At 41.3% G+C, this 19485-nt stretch carries 21 protein-coding genes; 12 read left to right on the top strand and 9 right to left on the bottom strand.

What is annotated here, in order from left to right; genetic code table 11:
• The 3 genes from AC1DPZ_RS08505 to AC1DPZ_RS08495 form a co-directional block, all read left to right on the top strand.
• On the top strand, window positions 1-1006 hold a 1006-nt coding region (locus AC1DPZ_RS08505; protein WP_477402555.1), incomplete at its 5' end, for an efflux RND transporter permease subunit.
• On the top strand, window positions 999-2126 hold the full coding sequence (locus AC1DPZ_RS08500) for an efflux RND transporter periplasmic adaptor subunit (RefSeq protein ID WP_477402554.1): 1128 nt from the start codon (window positions 999-1001) through the stop codon (window positions 2124-2126). The genes AC1DPZ_RS08505 and AC1DPZ_RS08500, both read left to right, overlap by 8 nt.
• 77 nt (window positions 2127-2203) lie before the next feature.
• On the top strand, window positions 2204-2905 hold the full coding sequence (locus AC1DPZ_RS08495) for a head GIN domain-containing protein (protein ID WP_477402553.1): 702 nt from the start codon (window positions 2204-2206) through the stop codon (window positions 2903-2905).
• A gap of 89 nt (window positions 2906-2994) precedes the next feature.
• Here AC1DPZ_RS08495 and AC1DPZ_RS08490 read toward each other — a convergent pair whose 3' ends face one another.
• From AC1DPZ_RS08490 to AC1DPZ_RS08465, 6 genes are all read right to left on the bottom strand, one after another.
• On the bottom strand, window positions 2995-4425 hold the full coding sequence (locus AC1DPZ_RS08490) for a serine hydrolase domain-containing protein (RefSeq protein WP_477402552.1): 1431 nt from the start codon (window positions 4423-4425) through the stop codon (window positions 2995-2997).
• A 60-nt stretch (window positions 4426-4485) separates the two neighbouring features.
• Window positions 4486-5412, bottom strand: coding sequence for an aspartate carbamoyltransferase catalytic subunit (locus AC1DPZ_RS08485; RefSeq protein WP_090467170.1), 927 nt, complete (start codon window positions 5410-5412; stop codon window positions 4486-4488).
• Between the two features lie 139 nt (window positions 5413-5551).
• Window positions 5552-6100 carry a bifunctional pyr operon transcriptional regulator/uracil phosphoribosyltransferase PyrR gene (gene pyrR / locus AC1DPZ_RS08480; RefSeq protein WP_477402551.1) on the bottom strand — a complete coding sequence of 183 codons (549 nt, stop codon included), beginning with the start codon at window positions 6098-6100 and terminating at the stop codon, window positions 5552-5554.
• Window positions 6101-6202: 102 nt separating this feature from the next.
• Window positions 6203-6595, bottom strand: coding sequence for an ACT domain-containing protein (locus tag AC1DPZ_RS08475; protein WP_477402550.1), 393 nt, complete (start codon window positions 6593-6595; stop codon window positions 6203-6205).
• Window positions 6596-6701: 106 nt separating this feature from the next.
• Window positions 6702-8681 carry a 30S ribosomal protein S1 gene (rpsA, locus tag AC1DPZ_RS08470; protein WP_477402556.1) on the bottom strand — a complete coding sequence of 660 codons (1980 nt, stop codon included), beginning with the start codon at window positions 8679-8681 and terminating at the stop codon, window positions 6702-6704.
• Window positions 8682-8881: 200 nt separating this feature from the next.
• Window positions 8882-9553, bottom strand: coding sequence for an ACP phosphodiesterase (locus tag AC1DPZ_RS08465; protein ID WP_477402549.1), 672 nt, complete (start codon window positions 9551-9553; stop codon window positions 8882-8884).
• A 168-nt stretch (window positions 9554-9721) separates the two neighbouring features.
• On the opposite strand from AC1DPZ_RS08465, the gene tyrS reads away from it, so the two are divergent.
• The 3 genes from tyrS (at window position 9722) to AC1DPZ_RS08450 (ending at window position 12061) form a co-directional block, all read left to right on the top strand.
• The gene (gene tyrS / locus AC1DPZ_RS08460; protein ID WP_477402548.1) at window positions 9722-11005 is read left to right on the top strand and encodes a tyrosine--tRNA ligase; all 1284 of its coding nucleotides are present in this window, start codon (window positions 9722-9724) and stop codon (window positions 11003-11005) included.
• Window positions 11006-11114: 109 nt separating this feature from the next.
• Window positions 11115-11609, top strand: a complete 495-nt coding sequence (parS, locus tag AC1DPZ_RS08455; RefSeq protein WP_477402547.1) for a type II RES/Xre toxin-antitoxin system antitoxin — start codon at window positions 11115-11117, stop codon at window positions 11607-11609.
• The gene (locus AC1DPZ_RS08450; protein WP_477402546.1) at window positions 11609-12061 is read left to right on the top strand and encodes an RES family NAD+ phosphorylase; all 453 of its coding nucleotides are present in this window, start codon (window positions 11609-11611) and stop codon (window positions 12059-12061) included. Before parS ends, AC1DPZ_RS08450 begins: the two co-directional genes overlap by 1 nt.
• Window positions 12062-12184: 123 nt before the next feature.
• Here AC1DPZ_RS08450 and AC1DPZ_RS08445 read toward each other — a convergent pair whose 3' ends face one another.
• Window positions 12185-13414, bottom strand: coding sequence for an NADP-dependent isocitrate dehydrogenase (locus tag AC1DPZ_RS08445; RefSeq protein WP_477402545.1), 1230 nt, complete (start codon window positions 13412-13414; stop codon window positions 12185-12187).
• 208 nt (window positions 13415-13622) lie between these two features.
• Between AC1DPZ_RS08445 and AC1DPZ_RS08440 the strand changes: the two genes are divergently transcribed.
• Window positions 13623-14336, top strand: a complete 714-nt coding sequence (locus tag AC1DPZ_RS08440; protein WP_477402544.1) for a hypothetical protein — start codon at window positions 13623-13625, stop codon at window positions 14334-14336.
• An 88-nt stretch (window positions 14337-14424) separates the two neighbouring features.
• Window positions 14425-14877: a hypothetical protein gene (locus tag AC1DPZ_RS08435; protein ID WP_477402543.1), complete on the top strand. Its 453-nt coding sequence runs from the start codon at window positions 14425-14427 to the stop codon at window positions 14875-14877.
• A 40-nt stretch (window positions 14878-14917) separates the two neighbouring features.
• On the opposite strand, the gene AC1DPZ_RS08430 is transcribed toward AC1DPZ_RS08435, so the two are convergent.
• Together AC1DPZ_RS08430 and AC1DPZ_RS08425 are read right to left on the bottom strand one after the other, a co-directional pair.
• The gene (locus tag AC1DPZ_RS08430; protein ID WP_477402542.1) at window positions 14918-16738 is read right to left on the bottom strand and encodes a DNA polymerase III subunit gamma/tau; all 1821 of its coding nucleotides are present in this window, start codon (window positions 16736-16738) and stop codon (window positions 14918-14920) included.
• Between the two features lie 73 nt (window positions 16739-16811).
• Complete coding sequence (locus AC1DPZ_RS08425) at window positions 16812-17054, bottom strand: hypothetical protein (protein ID WP_477402541.1); 243 nt, start codon at window positions 17052-17054, stop codon at window positions 16812-16814.
• A gap of 352 nt (window positions 17055-17406) precedes the next feature.
• On the opposite strand from AC1DPZ_RS08425, the gene rpsF reads away from it, so the two are divergent.
• The 4 genes from rpsF (at window position 17407) to mtgA (ending at window position 19376) form a co-directional block, all read left to right on the top strand.
• On the top strand, window positions 17407-17772 hold the full coding sequence (gene rpsF / locus AC1DPZ_RS08420; RefSeq protein ID WP_477402540.1) for a 30S ribosomal protein S6: 366 nt from the start codon (window positions 17407-17409) through the stop codon (window positions 17770-17772).
• Window positions 17772-18035: a 30S ribosomal protein S18 gene (gene rpsR / locus AC1DPZ_RS08415; protein WP_067054791.1), complete on the top strand. Its 264-nt coding sequence runs from the start codon at window positions 17772-17774 to the stop codon at window positions 18033-18035. Before rpsF ends, rpsR begins: the two co-directional genes overlap by 1 nt.
• 15 nt (window positions 18036-18050) lie before the next feature.
• Entirely contained in the window at window positions 18051-18494 is a 444-nt protein-coding gene (gene rplI, locus AC1DPZ_RS08410) for a 50S ribosomal protein L9 (RefSeq protein WP_076377921.1), read from the top strand.
• 117 nt (window positions 18495-18611) lie between these two features.
• Window positions 18612-19376 carry a monofunctional biosynthetic peptidoglycan transglycosylase gene (gene mtgA, locus AC1DPZ_RS08405; RefSeq protein ID WP_477402539.1) on the top strand — a complete coding sequence of 255 codons (765 nt, stop codon included), beginning with the start codon at window positions 18612-18614 and terminating at the stop codon, window positions 19374-19376.
• Window positions 19377-19485 lie beyond the last annotated feature (109 nt).

Raw genomic sequence — 19485 nt, 5'->3', positions numbered from 1 at the left:
TATCAACATCGACAGGCAACGGGCTGCTCAGCTGGGCGTTGGTTTAAATGATATTTCCCGTTCGCTTGTAGCATCCACTTCCTCATCAAGGTTTACCGAAAAAAATGTGTGGCTTGATCAAAAGATAGGCTTAAGCTACCAGGTACAGGTGCAGATCCCGGAATATCAAATGTCGAGCCTGAACGATGTGCGCGAGATCCCGGTACTGAATAACCAGGCCAGGCCGGTACTAAGTGATGTTGCCGATATTAAAACAGGAATAACCAATGGCGAAAATGATAATATCGGCGCAATACCTACACTATCGGTAACAGCCAACCTGTTTAACAAAGATTTGGGTACCGCAACAACCGATGTGCAAAAAGCCATCAACTCGTTAGGCACGCCCCCCCGTGGTTTAACTGTGGAATTACGTGGCATGAGCCAAACCTTAACTGCTACTCTGGATAGCCTGCAATCGGGTTTAATAGTGGCTATTTTGGTTATCTTTCTGATGCTGGCGGCTAACTTCCAATCGTTCAAAATGTCATTGGTTGTATTGTCAACGGTACCGGCGGTATTGTTTGGTTCATTACTACTGGTTAAAGTTACAGGCGCTACGCTTAACCTCCAATCGTATATGGGCATGATCATGTCGGTAGGTGTATCTATATCAAACGCAGTGCTGCTGATCACCAATGCCGAAGAGTTACGCAGGCACAATGGCGATGCCTTAAAATCGGCCCGTGAAGCAGTTGCTTTACGCTTACGCCCCATATTAATGACCAGCCTGGCCATGATTGTGGGTATGATCCCAATGGCATCAGGCCTGGGTGAAGGTGGCGACCAGACATCGCCGCTTGGGCGCGCCGTTATTGGTGGTTTAATAGCCTCTACCTTTGCAGCTTTGTTAATACTACCTTTGGTTTTTGCCTGGGTACAAGGCAATGCCAGCACCCAATCTGTATCATTAGACCCTGAAGATAAAGAAAGTAAATTTTATGTCCCTTTGCATCATCATGAATAAATTTAAAAATACATCAATACTAATCCTTGCGGGGTTAGCTATTACTATAAGCTCATTGAGCTCATGCCAGTCGGGCGCCAAAGAAAAAGAGCAGCCAACCGAAGAGGAACAACAGGAACAGGCGGTTGAAACACCATCGGTTGATCTTGTGCCGGTAACCAAAGGCAAACTGAGCAACACCATTGCCATCCCGGGCGAGTTGATTCCTTACCAGCAGGTTGACCTGTATGCAAAGGTTAACAGCTATGTAAAAAAATTACTGGTTGATATCGGTTCAGAAGTGCATGCCGGGCAATTACTGGTAGTATTGGAAGCACCTGAGATCAACTCGCAACTGGCCGGTGCCCAATCGCGCATTAAGCAATACGAGGCTGTTTATTATGCCAGTAAAGCCACTTATGACAGGTTGCTAAATACCAGTAAAACCCCTGGAACCATTTCTCTTAACGACCTGGAACAGGCCGAGGCCAGGAAAAATGCCGATATGGCAAATGTTGAATCGGCTAAATCGGCATTGAAAGAAGTGTCGGCTAATTTGGCTTACCTACAGATCAGGGCGCCTTTTGATGGCGTTATCACCAGCCGTAATGTAAACCTGGGTGCTTATGTTGGTCCCGGAGGTAAGGGGTCTGATCCGTTGTTTACCCTGCAGGATCAAAAAAGACTACGCTTAGTGGTATCAATACCAGAAAACTATACGGGCTCATTAAGTAACAAAAGCGAAGTGAATTTTACAGTGAAAGCATTGCCAAACCAAAAATTTACCGCCAATGTGAAACGTATGGCCGGCGCGCTTGATGAAAAATTAAGAGCCGAACGCCTGGAGATGGACGTTTATAATAAAGACAAAAAACTGCTGCCGCATATGTTTGCCGAAGTTAATGTACCCCTGCCGGCCGGTGACAGTACCTTTGTTGTACCCAAAACAGCCGTAGTAACCTCAACCGAAAAGGTGTTTGTAGTAAAGGTGGCAAATCACAAAGCACAATGGGTTAATGTAAAAAAAGGTCTTACCTCGGGCGATATGATAGAGATCTATGGCGATCTTAAACCCGATGAAAAACTGGTAAAAGTTGCCAGCGACGAGATCAGGGACGGATCTACAGTAAAGGATAAATAAAGATAGGTGGCAGGCAAAAAATAAAAACCTTGCAACGTTTTGTTGGAACGTGCGTCATATAAAGAAACAAAGTGATCATGAAAAAACTTAGCTTCTCTTTAATGGCAGTACTGTTGCTAACAGTTTCAATGGCTTTTAATACATCCGCGCAAACGGTTACAAGGAATGTTTCGGGTTATACCGGTATTAGTTGCGGCGGGCCCTTTAATGTGTTTATAAAGATAGATGGAACGGAAAGCTTAAAACTTGATGTTGATGCCAATGTAGTTAACGATATAAAAACCGAAGTTGAAAACGGAGTTCTTAAAGTTGAATTTAAAGATCATTGGCGTAACCATCGCAATATTAAACGTGCCAATATTTATATCACTGCAAAAACATTAAAATATCTTGGCAACAGCGGATCGGGTAATGCCACTGTGGATGGTGTAATGAGCGCCCAAAACGCGAAGGTAGCCTTAAGCGGATCGGGAAACATCAAAACGGCTGTCAAATCCAGCACGCTTGACTTAAGCATCAGTGGATCGGGTTCAATTGATATTAAAGGAAGCACCGGCATGGCTGATGTACATATTGCAGGCTCTGGCGAGATGAACGGGAAAGGCTTAAAAACAGAAACCGTTGAAGCCAGGATTTCAGGCTCGGGCAGCATAAATATCATTGCCGATAAAACCGTTTCAGCCAGCATTTCAGGCTCGGGCAGCGTACTATATTCCGGCAACGCTACAACCGGAAGTACACACTATGYAGGATCTGGAAGAGTAAGTAAGGTTGACTAAAAGATATAACTCGTTTTAAAACATGAAAGGACTGTTTAATCAAGCGGTCCTTTTTTAAGAAGGTTTAAATTAATGATCTGTGCTGTTTCCTACTGCAACTTTCTTAAAAGATTTATGCCCACACTATCCGCATTATCGCCGCAATTAGATAGCACCACTACAGCCAGGTTTTTTTCTTTATTAAAAGCTAAAAATGTGCTGCTTCCAAAGGTGCCGCCATTATGAAAAATATATTCAACCCCATTTACGGTGATGATATGCCAGGCCAGGCCAAGTTTGGCATCTTTTTTAAAGGTTACCTGGTGTGTTAATTCCAACGCTTTGCCCAGCTTATTGCCCACTGGCACCATATTGGCTTTTGCATAGATCAACAAGTCGTTCATTGATGAATGCAATGCGCCGCAGGGAGCAAGGGCATCAAAATCCCATGCAGGGGTAACATTTCCTTCGCTGTTATAAACAGTGGCGAAACGGGCCTGCAAGGCGGGGCTTAAATGCTGGGCAGTGCTTTTCATGCCCAAGGGCTTGCAGATAACATCTGCCACCAGTTGATCGTAGGTTTTCCCGCTTATCTGCATTAAAATATTCCCCAATAAACCAACCGCCAAATTGGAGTATGCATAATGCTCACCAGGCACACTGTTTAGCTTACAGGTTTTAAGGTAAGCAAACAGCAGCTTTTTATCATATAATTTATATGGATTCAGCTGATCTGTAGCCGGGCTCAAGTTATCCGGTATCCGTGAAAGGCCCGAAGTATGGTTGCTCAAAGTAAGTAAAGTTACATTTTTAAGCGCCGGGTTGGCAGCAACAGAATCGGGCAGATATTTGGTTACAGGATCTGTTAGTTTTACTTTTCCCTCGTTTACATAATAAGCCAGGATGGCTGAAGTAAATGTTTTGGTAATTGATCCCATCTCGAACAGGGTATTGGCATCCGGCAATTTACCGTTGCCTTTTGTGGTTTCGCCATAGCCATAGGTGGTTATCTTGCCATCCTTCAAAACACCGATACTTAGGCCGGCAGTATTTGCTTTCTGAATATATGCCCTTGCTGCTGAATCTACTTTTTTATCCATAGCAGTAAGCATTTTATTCGAGGTAGCGGCTTTTCCAATTCTTTCGGCAGTAGCTTCTTTAAAAGGCTGAAAAAGCAGCATATCCATCTTGTCGCTTTGATCAATGCTCAGCAAAAGCTGGAGGGTTACGCCACCAAATATCAGCTTATAAGTAGCTACTTTATTGTTTACAAAGCTAATGAGTGATGAACCCTTTATTTCGCCCAGCGGGAAAACCTGTTGCGTGGCAACGGTTTTAAAAGCATCCTGGCTTAACTGCTTCCTAAAACCATCACCGGCAAGTGAGTATAATGAATCTGCTTGCTTATCGTTAAAATAGGTTTTAACCAAGGCAAATACCGAATCTGTTTTGCGTTGCTGAAGGCTTTGGGCAGAGGTTGCAGATGAAATTGCAATACAAATGGCTATAAAGCCTAATTTGAAAAGGTGTTTGAATTTCATCTGCAATGTTTTTTTAATTTGTAATCCTGAAACGATTTCGGCAGATAATTATTTCCGTCTTTAAGGCGTTTGCCCGGCCAGCAGGTACAGCACCGCCATCCTTACAGCCACACCGTTCTCTACCTGGTCTAATATAATCGATTGCTTGCTATCTGCCACGTCGCTGGTGATCTCCACGCCACGGTTTATAGGGCCCGGATGCATTACCGTAATCTCTTTATCCAATGAATCCAGGATGGTTTTATTCAACCCGAATAACATGGTGTATTCTCTTAGCGATGGAAAATATTTAATATCCTGGCGTTCCAGCTGGATACGCAGCATATTGGCCACATCGCACCAGTTAAGGGCTTTGATAAGGTTATGCTCTACCTTAACGCCTAAGGAGCCTATATACTTAGGGATAAGCGTAGTGGGGCCGCAAACCATTACTTCGGCACCTAATTGTTTCAGGCAAAGGATGTTTGAAAGGGCTACACGTGAGTGCAATATATCCCCCACTATAACCACTTTTTTCCCGGCCACATCACCATATTTTTCGCGGATGGAAAAGGCATCCAACAAGGCCTGTGTAGGATGCTCATGAGCGCCATCACCAGCATTTACTATCTGCGCTTTTACATGTTTAGACAGGAAGATACCCGCACCGGCGTAGGGATGGCGCATCACCACCATATCCACTTTCATGGCCAGGATGTTGTTTACGGTATCAATCAATGTTTCGCCCTTGCTTACCGATGATGAGGAAGCTGCAAAGTTCACCACATCTGCCGAAAGGCGTTTCTCTGCCAATTCAAAAGACAAACGGGTACGGGTGGAGTTTTCAAAGAAAATATTGGCAATGGTTACATCGCGCAAAGATGGCACCTTCTTGATCGGCCGGTTTAAAACGGATTTAAAAGTATCGGCCGTTTCAAATATCAGCTCAATATCTGCCCGGTTTAAATCTTTTATGCCTAATAAATGCCTTGTGCTTAGTCCTGCCATTTCTTTTTGATTTCGGATTTTTTATCTCCGTTATTTTCTTCTATCCGTCATTGCGAGGTACGAAGCAATCTCAAAACTATACAGAGCGGATCTGCAGCGTTCGCGATTGCTTCGTACCTCGCAATGACATTTTTTATAATTAGTCTTCTCTTTCTGATAACAGTACTATTTTATCTTCCCCATCTGTATCTTTCCAGCTCACCACTACTTTTTGCGATGCGATAGAATCTACCTCAATTCCCACATAATCTGCGGCAACTGGGATATGCCTTGAATATCGCCTGTCAACCAAAGTTAATAGTTCTATTTTTTCCGGACGACCAAAGGCTTGCATCGCATCCATGGCTGCACGGATGGTGCGGCCTGTCCAGAGCACATCATCCATCATGATCACTTTTTTACCTTCTATAATAAAATCTATCTTGGTTTGATTGGGCACCAGCGGCGATCCCTGTCTGCGGAAATCGTCGCGATAAAATGTGATGTCAAGATCGCCCTGCATAATTGTTTTTCCGGGAAGGATCTTGCGAAGTTCTTCTGCAACACGGCGTGCTAAATAAATGCCACGCGGCTGTATACCTATCAATACCGAACCTGAAAAATCGTTATGATTTTCAATTAACTGGCGACATAAACGTTGTATGGTAATCTGAAATTTTTGACCGTCGAGCAGCGTAAGATTTTGCATCGTATGGGTGGATTTGGGCAAAAATAGTAAATAGTTTTCAGTTTTAGGTGATGAGTTTTAACCCCGGGTTCAGCCTAAGCCGGTTAAAGCGCATTTGTTTTTTTAACCTGCCAATTTCTTCAAAGCCAGCATCGCCTTATCCGCATCCTTCTTCGCAACAAAAATATGATCATGATAATAAGCTGCTACAACATTACAGCTAATATTTTCGGCTGCCAATGCATTGGCAAATGCGGCAGTAAGCCCGGTTGCAGCTAATGAGGAGTGAATGGTTAAAGTTATCCAGGCAGCAATGTATTCGTATTTTAATTCCAGTTGATCAGCAACTTCCTTTTTAAGAATGATGGTGATTGCTTCCTCTTCCCTGAAAAAACTTAAAATATCTTTGATATCAATAGTATTAATATCAGCTACTGTACAATAAACATAATCGCCTTGATTAAGTACAGGCGTCATGTTTTTTAGCAGGGTATTGAGGTTGGTTTCTCCGGGCATATCGCTGCAAATATAAGAAACCTCTCCTTTGAAGAGGACGGGATAAGGCAAAAAAAAGCCCTCCCGAATTAACGGAAGGGCTTGTAAAATATGCTTCAGTTAAAGCTTATGCTTCTTCTTCAGGTTCAACTGCTTTAGCAGCGGGGGCTGGCGCAGCTTTGCGGGCTTTGTTTTCCGCACCTTCCATTTGCTCTTTTAACTGAGCTAATACGCTAAGGTCACCTAAAGTTGATTTCTCAACTGATTCTTTCACTTTTTTAACCGCGTTGCTTGCAGATTTTGCTTCTTTTTTGCGGTTTTCAAATTCCTGTACGCGGGCATCAGCACGGGCTTCTTCCCAAATACGTGAGTGTGAAATAACTATACGTTTGTTTTCTTTGTTAAATTCAATGATCTTGAATTCAGCAGCTTCTTCAGCTTTAACGCTTTTGCCGTCTTCTTTAACCAGGTGTTTGGTTGGCGCAAAGCCTTCAACACCGTAAGGTAAAGCTACGATAGCACCTTTGTCAGTCACTTTTAATACGGTACCTTCATGTATTGAATCAATAGTGAAGATGGTTTCAAAAGTATCCCAAGGGTTTTCTTCAAGCTGTTTGTGGCCTAAGCTTAATTTACGGTTATCTATGTCAAGTTCTAAAACAACCACGTTTAATTTTTCACCAACTTTAGTGAATTCATTAGGGTGATTTACTTTTTTAGACCATGATAAGTCAGAGATGTGGATTAAGCCGTCGATGCCGTCTTCCAGTTCAACAAACACACCAAAGTTGGTCATGTTTTTAACTGTAGCAACGTGGGTAGTGCCAATAGCGTATTTCTCGCCAGCATTTTGCCATGGATCAGGGGTTAATTGTTTAACACCTAATGACATTTTGCGCTCGTCGCGGTCAAGTGTTAACACTTGTGCTTCAATCTCATCACCAACTTTCAGGAATTCCTGAGGGTTGCGTAAGTTTTGTGACCATGACATTTCTGATACGTGAATTAAACCTTCAACACCAGGGATGATTTCAAGGAATGCACCGTAATCAGCAACAGTAACAATACGTCCTTTAACTTTAGATCCTATAACGATAGTTTCGTCAAGGCTCTGCCAAGGATGCGGAGTTAATTGTTTTAAGCCCAAAGCAATACGTTTTTTCTCGTCATCAAAATCAAGAACAACAACGTTGATCTTTTGATCCAATGATAAAATTTCGCGTGGATGCTCAATACGGCCCCATGAAATATCAGTAATGTGTAATAAACCATCAACACCACCAAGGTCAATAAATACACCAAAGTCTGTAATGTTTTTAACAGTACCTTCCAATACCTGTCCTTTTTCCAGACGGGCAACAATTTCTGTTTTTTGGTTTTCTAAATCGTCTTCGATCAGCACTTTGTGCGATACTACAACGTTTTTGAATTCGTGGTTGATCTTAACAACCTTGAATTCCATTGTTTTACCTACGTACACATCGTAATCCCTGATAGGTTTAATATCGATCTGTGAGCCAGGTAAGAAGGCTTCAACGCCCATAATGTCAACAATTAAACCACCTTTAGTTCTGCTCTTCACAAAACCAGTAATGATTTCATCATTATCAAGGGCTGAATTAATGCGCTCCCATGATTTTTGAGTTTTTGCACGTTTACGTGAAAGTACTAACTGACCGTTAGCATCTTCCTGTGATTCTACAAATACATCAACTGTGTCACCTATCTTAAGATCAGGTGTATCACGGAATTCTGAAACTGAAACTAAACCATCTGATTTAAATCCTACGTTCAGAACTACATCTTTGTTGTTAACGTTAACAACAGTACCGGTGATAATTTCGCCTTTGGTGATAGAGCTGAAAGTTCCATCATACATTTTCTCAAATTTTTCACGGTCGCTATCGCTGTAGTTACCAAATTTTTTGTCATCTGCATCCCAGTCGAAATCTTCGCTTGGTGTAACTGCAATTTTTGACTTGATCTCTTCGATAGAGATTGAATCAGCCTCTGATTCAATTGTTTCCTTTTCGCCAGATGCGGTAACTGTACCCAGTTCAGCTTCTTTCGCTTTTAATTCTTTTTCTGCTTCTTGTTTTTTTGCCATTAAATAATTTTTCTCCTTTTCCCAATTTGTTAATTGGGACTGCAAAGGTACAGACATAATTTTATTTAAAAAAGAATATTTTAATGTTAATTACTGATATTTAAGGCTTTTTGAGCTGAATAGACAAGAATTGAGGCATTTGGGAGCAGGGAATAAAGCAAAAGACTGATTTTATGCGCATGACGCGCGGGGCAATCGTATTAAGTAGTTGCTAACTTCACCTCTATCTCGGCAAAAATCGACATAAAATCCTCCAGCAGATAATTACGGTAATTGTTCAGTACCTCATTCATGGCGGTTTCCTGCCGGGTTGTAAAAGGATTTTGCCATATGCGCATACAGATGCGTTTAAGAGCATAGGCTATCTGGTGGGTTTCGGCATAGGTATGCAGGTACTGGCTTTTTTTAAACTCCGCGTAAAATTTGAAGAATGCGCTACTGTCATCCAGTCCCGAAAAGGTTAAAAACTCATCAATAATCCCGGTTTTACAACCCGATAAATGCGCGTAAAAATCATCAACCTTAATTTTACCGGTGGTAAGCAGCAGGTTATCAATAATAAGCTCCAGCGCTATATGCCCCAAAAAGAAAGGTTTTACGGGGGAGCCCTCAATAGCGGGCAGCAATTGTTTTTTTAACTCGTGCGAGTGGGTTAAAAAAAAATCAGACGAGTGAAAATAGCGGTCAACCGCCAGGTGCTTATTCCAGCCGGTTATAATTGAATTAACGTCATTATCAGTATGATGAAGCTTTTCGGGGTGAAGAACAATGTGCTTATCGGCATTTTTCAGCAGGTCGGGCAGTACGGTTCCCAATACATGGTAACAATTACCGGTATCCTTGTCGAAATAATAATGCGATAAAAAATTCATAAGCGCTGTGATGCAAAATACCCTGTTTTGCTCAATATACAAACATTAAGTAATTATTTGAAATAGAATTTACCTGCAGTTAACCGTTCATGAATTATTCTGAATGTATCATTTTAGAATAATCTGCTTTAGCTTTATATCTTTGCAGCTTTTGAAACAGCACTTAATATGAACTTTGTTGAAGAATTACGCTGGCGGGGCATGCTGCATGATATTATGCCCGGAACCGAAGACCTGTTAAATAAAGGTATGGTTGCCGGTTATATAGGTTTTGACCCAACTGCAGACTCGTTACACGTTGGCAGCCTGGCGCAGATCATGACCATGATCCACTTTCAGCGGGCGGGCCACAAACCTTTTGCGCTGGTTGGCGGCGCCACAGGTATGGTAGGTGATCCATCGGGTAAATCGCAGGAACGTAATTTACTTTCCGAAGATGCTTTAGAACATAATTTAAATGGTATTAAAAAGCAACTGGAGAAATTTTTGAACTTTGATTGTGGTGCCAACAGCGCCGAAATGGTGAATAACTACGATTGGTTTAAAGATTTTTCGTTCCTGAACTTTATCCGCGATATAGGTAAACACATTACTGTTAATTATATGATGGCCAAGGATTCGGTTAAGAACCGTATCGGCGGCGATACCGGGATGTCGTTCACCGAGTTTAGTTACCAGCTGGTACAAGGCTACGATTTTTACTACCTCTGGAAAAACAAAAATTGCCTGCTGCAAATGGGCGGAAGCGACCAATGGGGAAATATTGTTACCGGTACCGAGCTGATTCGCAGGAAAGATGCGGGTGAGGCTTATGCTATGACCACCCAATTGATCAAAAAATCTGATGGTACCAAATTTGGTAAAAGCGAGGGAGGTAACATCTGGCTCGATCCCGAAAAAACATCACCATACAAGTTTTACCAGTTTTGGCTAAATACAAGCGATGATGATGCGAAAACCTACATCCGCATATTTACCCTGTTTGATGAGGAGGTAATAAAAGCTCTTGAGACCGAACAAGACGCTGCACCACATACCCGCGTGCTGCAAAAAGCATTAGCTAAGGACATCACTATTCGTGTACATGGCGAAGCTGAATATGAAAAAGCTATCAAATCCTCGGAGTTTTTGTTTGGAAATGTAGGCATCGAGTTTTTAAATGAGCTCAACGAAGCAGAAGTGCTGGCTTTGTTTGCCGGAGTACCTAACTATACTATCGCTTTAGCCGAATTACAAGAAGGTATAAACGTTACCGATCTGCTGGCTGCAAAAACGGCGGTTTTCCCATCAAAAGGCGAAGCAAAAAAAATGATAACAGGTGGCGGAACAGCCATTAATAAGGTAAAGGTTGCTACAGCCGATGATATCTACAATGCAGATTCATTGATTAATGGAAAGTTTCTTGTTGCACAAAAAGGCAAAAAGAATTACTTTTTGATTGTAGCAGAATAAACGCCTGATCAGATTTACGAAACTCATAAATAGCGACGGATTTAAACCCATCGCTATTTTTGTTTGAATAAATTTGAAAATCAGACAAATGGTAATTATATTTGTATATATGTCGTACAAAATAAAGCCGGAAACAAAAAATGAACTTAAGGAGCCAATGGTAGCTTATGGCATCCAGGGTACAATGCCTTCATTTTATAATTTATTGGGTGGTACAAAATCTTTAAAACTCACTACCGATTTTGATATCATTAACCTGGCCCGCAAGGGTTTCCCAAAAAGTGTCTTGCTTACCCTCGCCAAAAAAATCTCATTAAACATCCAGGAACTTGCCAACATATTGCATATCAGCGAGCGCACTTTACAGCGTTACGAGGATGATGTCATTATCAAAACCGAGTACGCCGAGAAGGCCGTGGAGCTTGCCCGTTTATACACCCGTGGCGAAGAAGTTTTTGGCTCCATGGATAAATTTAAGATCTGGATAAAAACCCCCTCACTAATTTTTAAGGGCGAGGCGCCTGTTACTATCCTGGATACTTCTGCCGGCTTTGATATGATATTTAAGGAGTTGGGGCGTATTGAACACGGTATTTTTGCCTGATGATACTGTACCGTATTGTTAATTGTAAATATGCTGATGACCTGACCGGTAATGGCGCACGCTTATACGGCGGCAGATGGAACAGTGAAGGTAAACCTATGCTGTACCTGGCTTCGTCGAGGGCATTGGCAGTACTTGAGGTACTGGTACATTTAACGCCAATGATTATTCCCTATGATTTTTGCCTCACCGAAATTAAATTGCCAGCCGATAGCATTACCACGCTTGACACCGCTTTATTACCTGCAAACTGGCGTGATGTATCCCCGCCGATAATTTTACGTGAAATTGGCGATGATTTTTTAAAGAAACAGCAACATTTATTAATGAAGGTACCATCATCTGTTGTACCAGCCGAATATAACTACCTGCTTAACCCCCTGCATCCTGATGCCAAATCAGTAAAGCTATTAACAAAAGATTCTTTTAGTTTCGATGAAAGACTCCTTTGAGAATTGTTAGCCTTACCAGTTTTAATGGCCGGTTCCTCCCCTCCTTCAATTAAAAAATGCTCCATAAAACAAAAAAGCTGCCCCTTTTTGAGACAGCTTCTTTTGTTTTGGTTATAAATATGACTATTTACCCAGTTTTGCTTTCAAATTTTCATCAATTGCAGCTAAAAACTCCTCGGTATATAAATAATCGGTACCATGTTGCACTTTGGGTTTAATGGTAATGGCCAAATCTTTGGTCATTTTACCGCTTTCAACAGTTTCAATACAAACTTCTTCCAAAGCTTTGCAAAAGTCAATCAGTTCCTGGTTTTTATCCAATATACCGCGGAACTCCAAACCTCTTGTCCATGCAAAAATTGATGCGATTGGGTTAGTTGAGGTTGGTTTGCCAGCCTGGTGTTCACGGTAGTGGCGTGTAACGGTACCATGTGCAGCTTCGGCTTCCATTACCGTACCATCTGGCGTTACCAGGGTTGAGGTCATTAATCCTAATGAACCAAAGCCTTGCGCTACAGTGTCTGATTGTACATCACCATCGTAGTTTTTACAGGCCCATACAAAGTTGCCATTCCATTTTAAAGCCGATGCAACCATGTCATCAATTAAACGGTGCTCATAGGTAATGCCGGCATCAGCAAACTTTTGTTTATAATCTTCCTGGTAAATAGCTTCAAAAATATCTTTAAAGCGACCATCATATTTTTTAAGGATGGTATTTTTGGTTGATAAGTATAAAGGCCAGCCTTTCATCAATGCCTGGTTAAAGCATGCGTGTGCAAAGCCTTTTATTGATTCATCGGTATTATACATAGCCAGGGCTACACCATCGCCCTTAAAATTATACACTTCAAATGATTGCTCAGCAGCACCATCTTCGGGTGTGAAAGTAATAGTTAATTTACCTTTGCCTTTAGTTACAAAATCGGTAGCGCGGTACTGATCGCCAAACGCATGACGGCCAATACATATAGGAGCTGTCCAGTTTGGTACCAAACGCGGAACGTTTGCCATAACAATAGGCTCACGAAAAACAGTACCATCCAGGATATTACGAATAGTTCCGTTTGGCGAACGCCACATTTGTTTCAGCCCAAACTCTTCAACACGCTGCTCATCAGGTGTAATGGTGGCACATTTTATACCTACACCATATTTTAAAATAGCATTTGCGGCATCAACTGTAACCTGATCGTTGGTTTCATCGCGATACTCAATACCAAGGTCATAGTATTTTATATCCAGATCAAGGTAAGGGGTAATTAATTTGTCTTTGATAAATTTCCAGATTATCCTGGTCATTTCGTCGCCATCCAGCTCAACTACCGGATTTTCTACTTTAATTTTTGACATATCAGATGTTGTTGTTTTATTTAAATGGCTCCAAATATATTAATTTGAGTTTATCAATTTAATTAAATAGTACATGAAAATGATTGATTGCGTTATAGTGACGATTTATTAGCATAGTTTATTGTTTTTATAAACTTTGATGCTATTTTTATAAAATTAAACGTTAATAACTCAAACCGACCGCAAACCAACGCACGGTTGTTACATTATGATAAAACTAATATCAAAAACCATCATTATACTAACCTTATGTACAACTTCGTTTTTGGCAAAAGCCCAAATTGGATATGATTACGCTCAGTATGATCTTGGTGTAGCTGGAAGTGCTAACATAGCTGCCAATTCAGATGTACAAACCTACAAAGTAACGCCCGCCGTTCACTTTAACTTTAATTACAACCAGTCACCATTTGTTAACTATGTATTTGAGTTCCAGGTTGGCCGTTTAGAAGGTGGCGATTCACTTAAAACCACATCGGGTCGGCAATTTGAAAACCATTTTGCGGCTTTTTTATTCAGGGCACAGTTGCAAGCGGGCGAATTTATAGATTACTCAACAAGCCCGTTTATGAACGTGATGAAAAACTGGTATACCTCGGTTGGCATTGGTTATATGGTAAATCACATAGTTACCAAAAGCAATGATATCCGCGTTGCGGGAGGATATACTTTACCCGGCGATAATAATGCCCAGGTACCTTTTATACCTTTGCGTTTAGGTTATGAGTTTAAGCTATTTAACAGCTATAGCCAGCCAAGTGTTAAAATTGATATTGGCTATCAATATAATTTGGTATTGAGCGATAATCTTGACGGTTACGCCACAGGCTCAACTACTCACGATGCCTATGCGCAATTTACAATAGGTGTAAAATTTGCYGTTGGCGGGGTAACATCGTACCGTAAACAGATCCATTATTAATTATCCCCCGTTGATTTTATTTTTAGTTGCATTTAATTGATTTTTTGGCAAGGTTTTTTCTGTACATTTAATATAAAATACCAAACCCATGAACAACCAAAATATTATTGACGGCTATGATGACGACGATGACGCATCAACTGATAATATCAATGACCGGGACAGGACGTTGAGAGATGAACTTGGAGAAACCACTGATAAAGAAGATCTGAATTATAACGCCGACGAAGACAGCTTTGAATACGATGTAAAAAGCGATGACCCGGACTATGACCATCCCGATCCTTACAAAACATCGGTAAAAAACGGAGAGGATATGAACTCTACCTATGATGAGGCTAACCCCTATGATACTGCTGATGGTGAATATTCGGGAAAAAGATCAATTGAAACAGATGTAGATGACCTGGCCATGCACATTGATAATGGCGATATCACCGAGGTTGATCCTGTAGACGCCGCACTGGCCCATACACCCGAGGATGACAGGGATGACCTTGACGAAGAAGGTTACCCAAAGAATGATGAATTTTTTAAATAAAGTGGTCGGTTTTAAGAATTAAAATTCACTACTCAGTCCATCAATCAAAATCAAGATTAAAGCGGTTACGCAACTCCATCAATTGCGGATTACGGGATGCCATATGCTGAAACTTCTCGCTTGTTGTATAAGGCTTCCGCACAACTTCCTGTTCATCAACCCTGGCATTTACCTCGATAGTAAAGTTGTTTAACCTGCTCCGCAAAAAGTTATGCATCTCCGCCCGTTCCTCCTTAAATAGGTTTTCCTGTACTTTATTGCCCACTAAAACTTCAAACTCATACGGTTTTATCATTCGGGGGGCATTGGAGGTAAAAATGGTAACAAGGTTCTTTTTACCATCGGCCTTTACTTTAGCAGCAAAATCACTCCAATGTTTTAAAAAACTGTCCATAGTAAACTCCTCACGGGCGTCGCCTTTTAAATACGGGTCTTCTTCCTCAAGTATCTCCTCTTCGGTTTTGCCGGCATCCGTTAACGATGGTATAGAGAAAGAACCTAAGCTGGGACTGGGGATAAATATTTTAGGCTTTTCGGTCGCAACAGGAGCAGTTTCTTTTACCGGTGTTGGTAAATTTACCGATGTCGGCGGATTACCCGGAACCTGCGTGGTTTTGTTATAAACAGGAGGTAAATCGCTTAATACACCTGTTTCATTAATGATTTTGCTCTCCTGCGGCGGTGCTATTACTGAGGTATCAGGTTTTTTTTTTAATGGCCCTTCGGTAGCGGGCGTTGCGGTTAGTGGTGTAGTAGCCATATTAAAGGCTGATGGCAAATGGCACATCTTGAGCAAAGCCAGCTCAACCTGCAGGCGCTGATTTTTACTCAGCTTATAACTCACATCGCATTGGTTGGCAATATTCATAGCCGAGAGCAGGAATGATACCGAACCTGCCTGTGATTGCTGCAGGTACTTATTCCTGATCCCTTCACTTACCTCTAATAATTTTAATGTAGATTGATCCTTACTTACCAGCAGGTTACGAAAATGCTCGCTTAGGCCGGCAATAAAATGTGCACCATCAAAACCCCGCGACAGGATCTCATCAAAAAATAACAGCACTTTTGCTGTATCCTCTTTAAGCAGGCTTTCGGTTATATTAAAATAGTAATCGTAATCAAGTATATTCAGGTTATCAATAACAGAACGGTAGGTTACCTTACCGCCCGAAAAGCTAACGATCTGATCGAACATCGATAGCGCATCCCGTAACCCCCCATCGGCCTTCTGGGCAATAATATGCAGGCCGTCGGTTTCATAGCCAATGTTCTCTTTCCCGGCAATTGATGCCAGGTGCCCGGCCATATCATCAACCCTGATACGGTTAAAATCAAATATCTGGCAGCGCGATAGTATGGTAGGCAGTATTTTATGTTTCTCGGTAGTGGCCAATATAAATATGGCATAATGAGGCGGCTCTTCCAGCGTTTTCAGGAAGGCATTAAAAGCCGCCTGCGATAGCATATGCACCTCATCAATAATATAAACTTTGTAACGCGCAGCTTGCGGCGGTATGCGCACCTGTTCAATTAAGCTACGGATATCATCAACCGAGTTGTTGGATGCAGCATCAAGCTCATGTACGTTAAAGGAGTTACCATTTTCAAAGGCTTTGCATGATGGGCACTCGCCGCAGGCTTCGCCATTTGGCTGTAAATTAGTACAATTAATGGTTTTGGCCAATATACGGGCACAGGTGGTTTTGCCCACACCACGCGGACCACAGAACAAAAATGCCTGCGCCAACTGGTTATTTTTAATGGCATTTTTGAGCGTATTGGTTATATGTTGCTGACCAACAACGGTTTCAAAAGTAGCCGGACGATACTTACGGGCCGAAACAATGAAATTATCCACAGCCGCTAAGTTAACAAGAAAATGCTTTAAGTTAAAGTAGCAATGAAACGAATGTTAAGATATTGATGCGCTTTTATTGCAGGTCATCATCGGGCAGGTGATCATCATCCTCGGGGTCGGGTTCATCAACGTCGTCGCCTACCAGTGCCTCAGGCAGGCTATATTCAGCATCAAGCTGGTCATCAAAATCCTCATCATCCTCATCGTCCCAGTCGCCTTCTATATCATCATCATCGCCGCCCGGAGATAACAGGGCTGTGGTTGCAAACTTCAATTCTGCTATATCGGTATTTTGAAAGATAGTTAACTGCATCATTCAGTCTTTTAGTATTTACAGGCAATTAACTGATATGTTTTGATTTTTCATAAAAGATCCGCAGTCAAAACTTCTTTTACTCGTATATAATCATAAAGAACCAAACAGCTTATGCTGAATAAGTACAGTTGCTTTTTGTGTATTTACAGTACCACAGGCAGCCATAAAAACAATAATTAAAAACAGCAAAAAAGATTTCATGATATTTTTTGCCAACAGTATATCTTTTTAGATATTTTATATACGCAAACAAATTGATTTTCAAGTTAAAAATACTTGATAACTAAAAATAATCTTCTTACATTTGCAGCCCCGTAATAGCGGGTAATTAATTAAAAATCAAAGTATAATAATGCAACAGTACGAAATCGTGATCGTTCTAACCCCGTTGTTATCAGAAGAAACAGCTAAAGAAGGCATTGCCAAATTTAGCAAGATCTTAACTGATGGCGGAGCCGAAATTGTCCAGGAGGATAATTGGGGTTTGAGAAAATTAGCGTACCCTATTCAAAAAAAGACTACAGGGTACTATCACTTAACTGAATTTAAGGCTCCGGGTGAATTAATTAACAAATTGGAGATTGAATTAAGGCGCGATGAGCGTGTTTTGCGTTTCCTGACTATAGCTTTGGATAAACATGCCATTGCTTACAATGACAAAAAACGCAGCGGTGCCTTTAACAAGAAACCTAAAGCAACAGAGGAGGCTTCAAACTAATGGCAAACGATCAAATTAAATACGTTACCGCTCCTAAAGTGGAGGATAACCGTAAAAAATACTGCCGTTTTAAAAAGAATGGTATTAAGTATATCGATTACAAAGACGCTAACTTTTTATTAAAGTTCATTAACGATCAGGGTAAAGTATTACCACGTCGTTTAACTGGTACTTCATTAAAATTTCAGCGTAAAGTGGCCCAGGCTGTTAAACGTGCCCGCCACATTGGTTTATTACCTTACGTTACAGATTCATTAAAATAATAGGAGATTTAAGAAATGGAAGTTATTTTAAAACAAGATGTAAAAAACCTGGGTGATAAAGACGATGTAGTAAACGTTAAACCAGGTTATGGCCGTAACTACCTTTTACCTAAAGGTTACGCTATATTAGCTACTGTAAGCGCTCGCAAAGTTTTAGCTGAAAACTTGAAACAAGCTCAGTTTAAACAAGAAAAAATCCGCAAGGATGCTGATGCGATTGCTGCCCGTTTAGAAGGTGTTAAACTTAACATCGGCGCTAAAGCCGGTGAAAGCGGAAAAATCTTCGGTGCTATCAACACTATCCAGATTGCTGATGCATTGAAAAAAGAAGGCTTTGAGGTTGACCGTCGCCGTATTACTTTTGATCAGGAACCAAAGTTTGTTGGTGATTACATCGCAAACGTAAACCTGCACAAAGAAGTTAAGGTACAGGTTCCTTTCTCGGTAGTAGCTGAGTAATTTATATTTCGGAATTCGGGTTTTATATTTCGGATTTTGAGTTTAATTTTAGATTTTTAAAAGGTGTTTTGCTATGCAAAGCACCTTTTTCATTTTATCAGAAACTTATTATAAATAGTGCAGCGCAATTACAACTCCCCCAGGAAAACAAACTCAAAACCTAATAACAGGCCCACAAAATCAAAAAGCAGGTTTGGTGGTATATTTAAGCTCATATTCAGGTTGTTTAAACTGGCGTTTATCCTTTTTGTTGGCCTTAGTTTGTTTGGGGTATTATTATTCCGCTTTGTACGCCCCCCCTTTACCTGGCTCATGATAGAGCGCTGTTTTCAACAAAAAGCCCGTGGCATGGATTGGAAGATTGATAAGCAATGGAAAAACTTCGACGAGATCTCTGACAACATGAAGCGCGCTGCAGTAGCGGCAGAAGATCAGACCTTTTTAGAACATCATGGTTTTGATTTCCACGCTATAGAAAAAGCCATCGAAAAAAACCAGCATAGCAAAAAACTGATAGGCGGAAGCACCATATCGCAACAGGTTGCCAAAAACGTTTTCCTGTGGGAAGGTCGTTCCCTCCTGCGAAAGGGTATTGAAGCCTATTTTACAATACTGATAGAGGTTTTTTGGAGCAAGAAACGCATCATGGAAGTTTACCTCAATGAAATTGAAATGGGCGATGGTATTTACGGTATCGAGGCTGCATCACAGTCCTACTTCCATAAATCGGCATCCGATCTAACGAAACATGAAGCTGCGGCTATAGCTGTAATTTTTCCAAGTCCGCTCAAGTGGTCGGCAACTAACCCTACCCGTTATTTAAAACACAGGCAGTACTTGATTATGAAGAACATGCGGAGGCTGGGACCATTGGATTTTTAGGCCCTTACCCCCTAAAAGGGGAACAAAAGCTCCTTAATTTCTCATTCCTCCTTTAGGGGGGGTTAGGGGGCTTTTATTTATACTTCCAATTCCTTGATTTACCCTCCGC

Source organism: Mucilaginibacter sp. P4_G9 (assembly GCF_056400985.1).
This window is presented reverse-complemented; position numbering and strand designations above follow the sequence as displayed.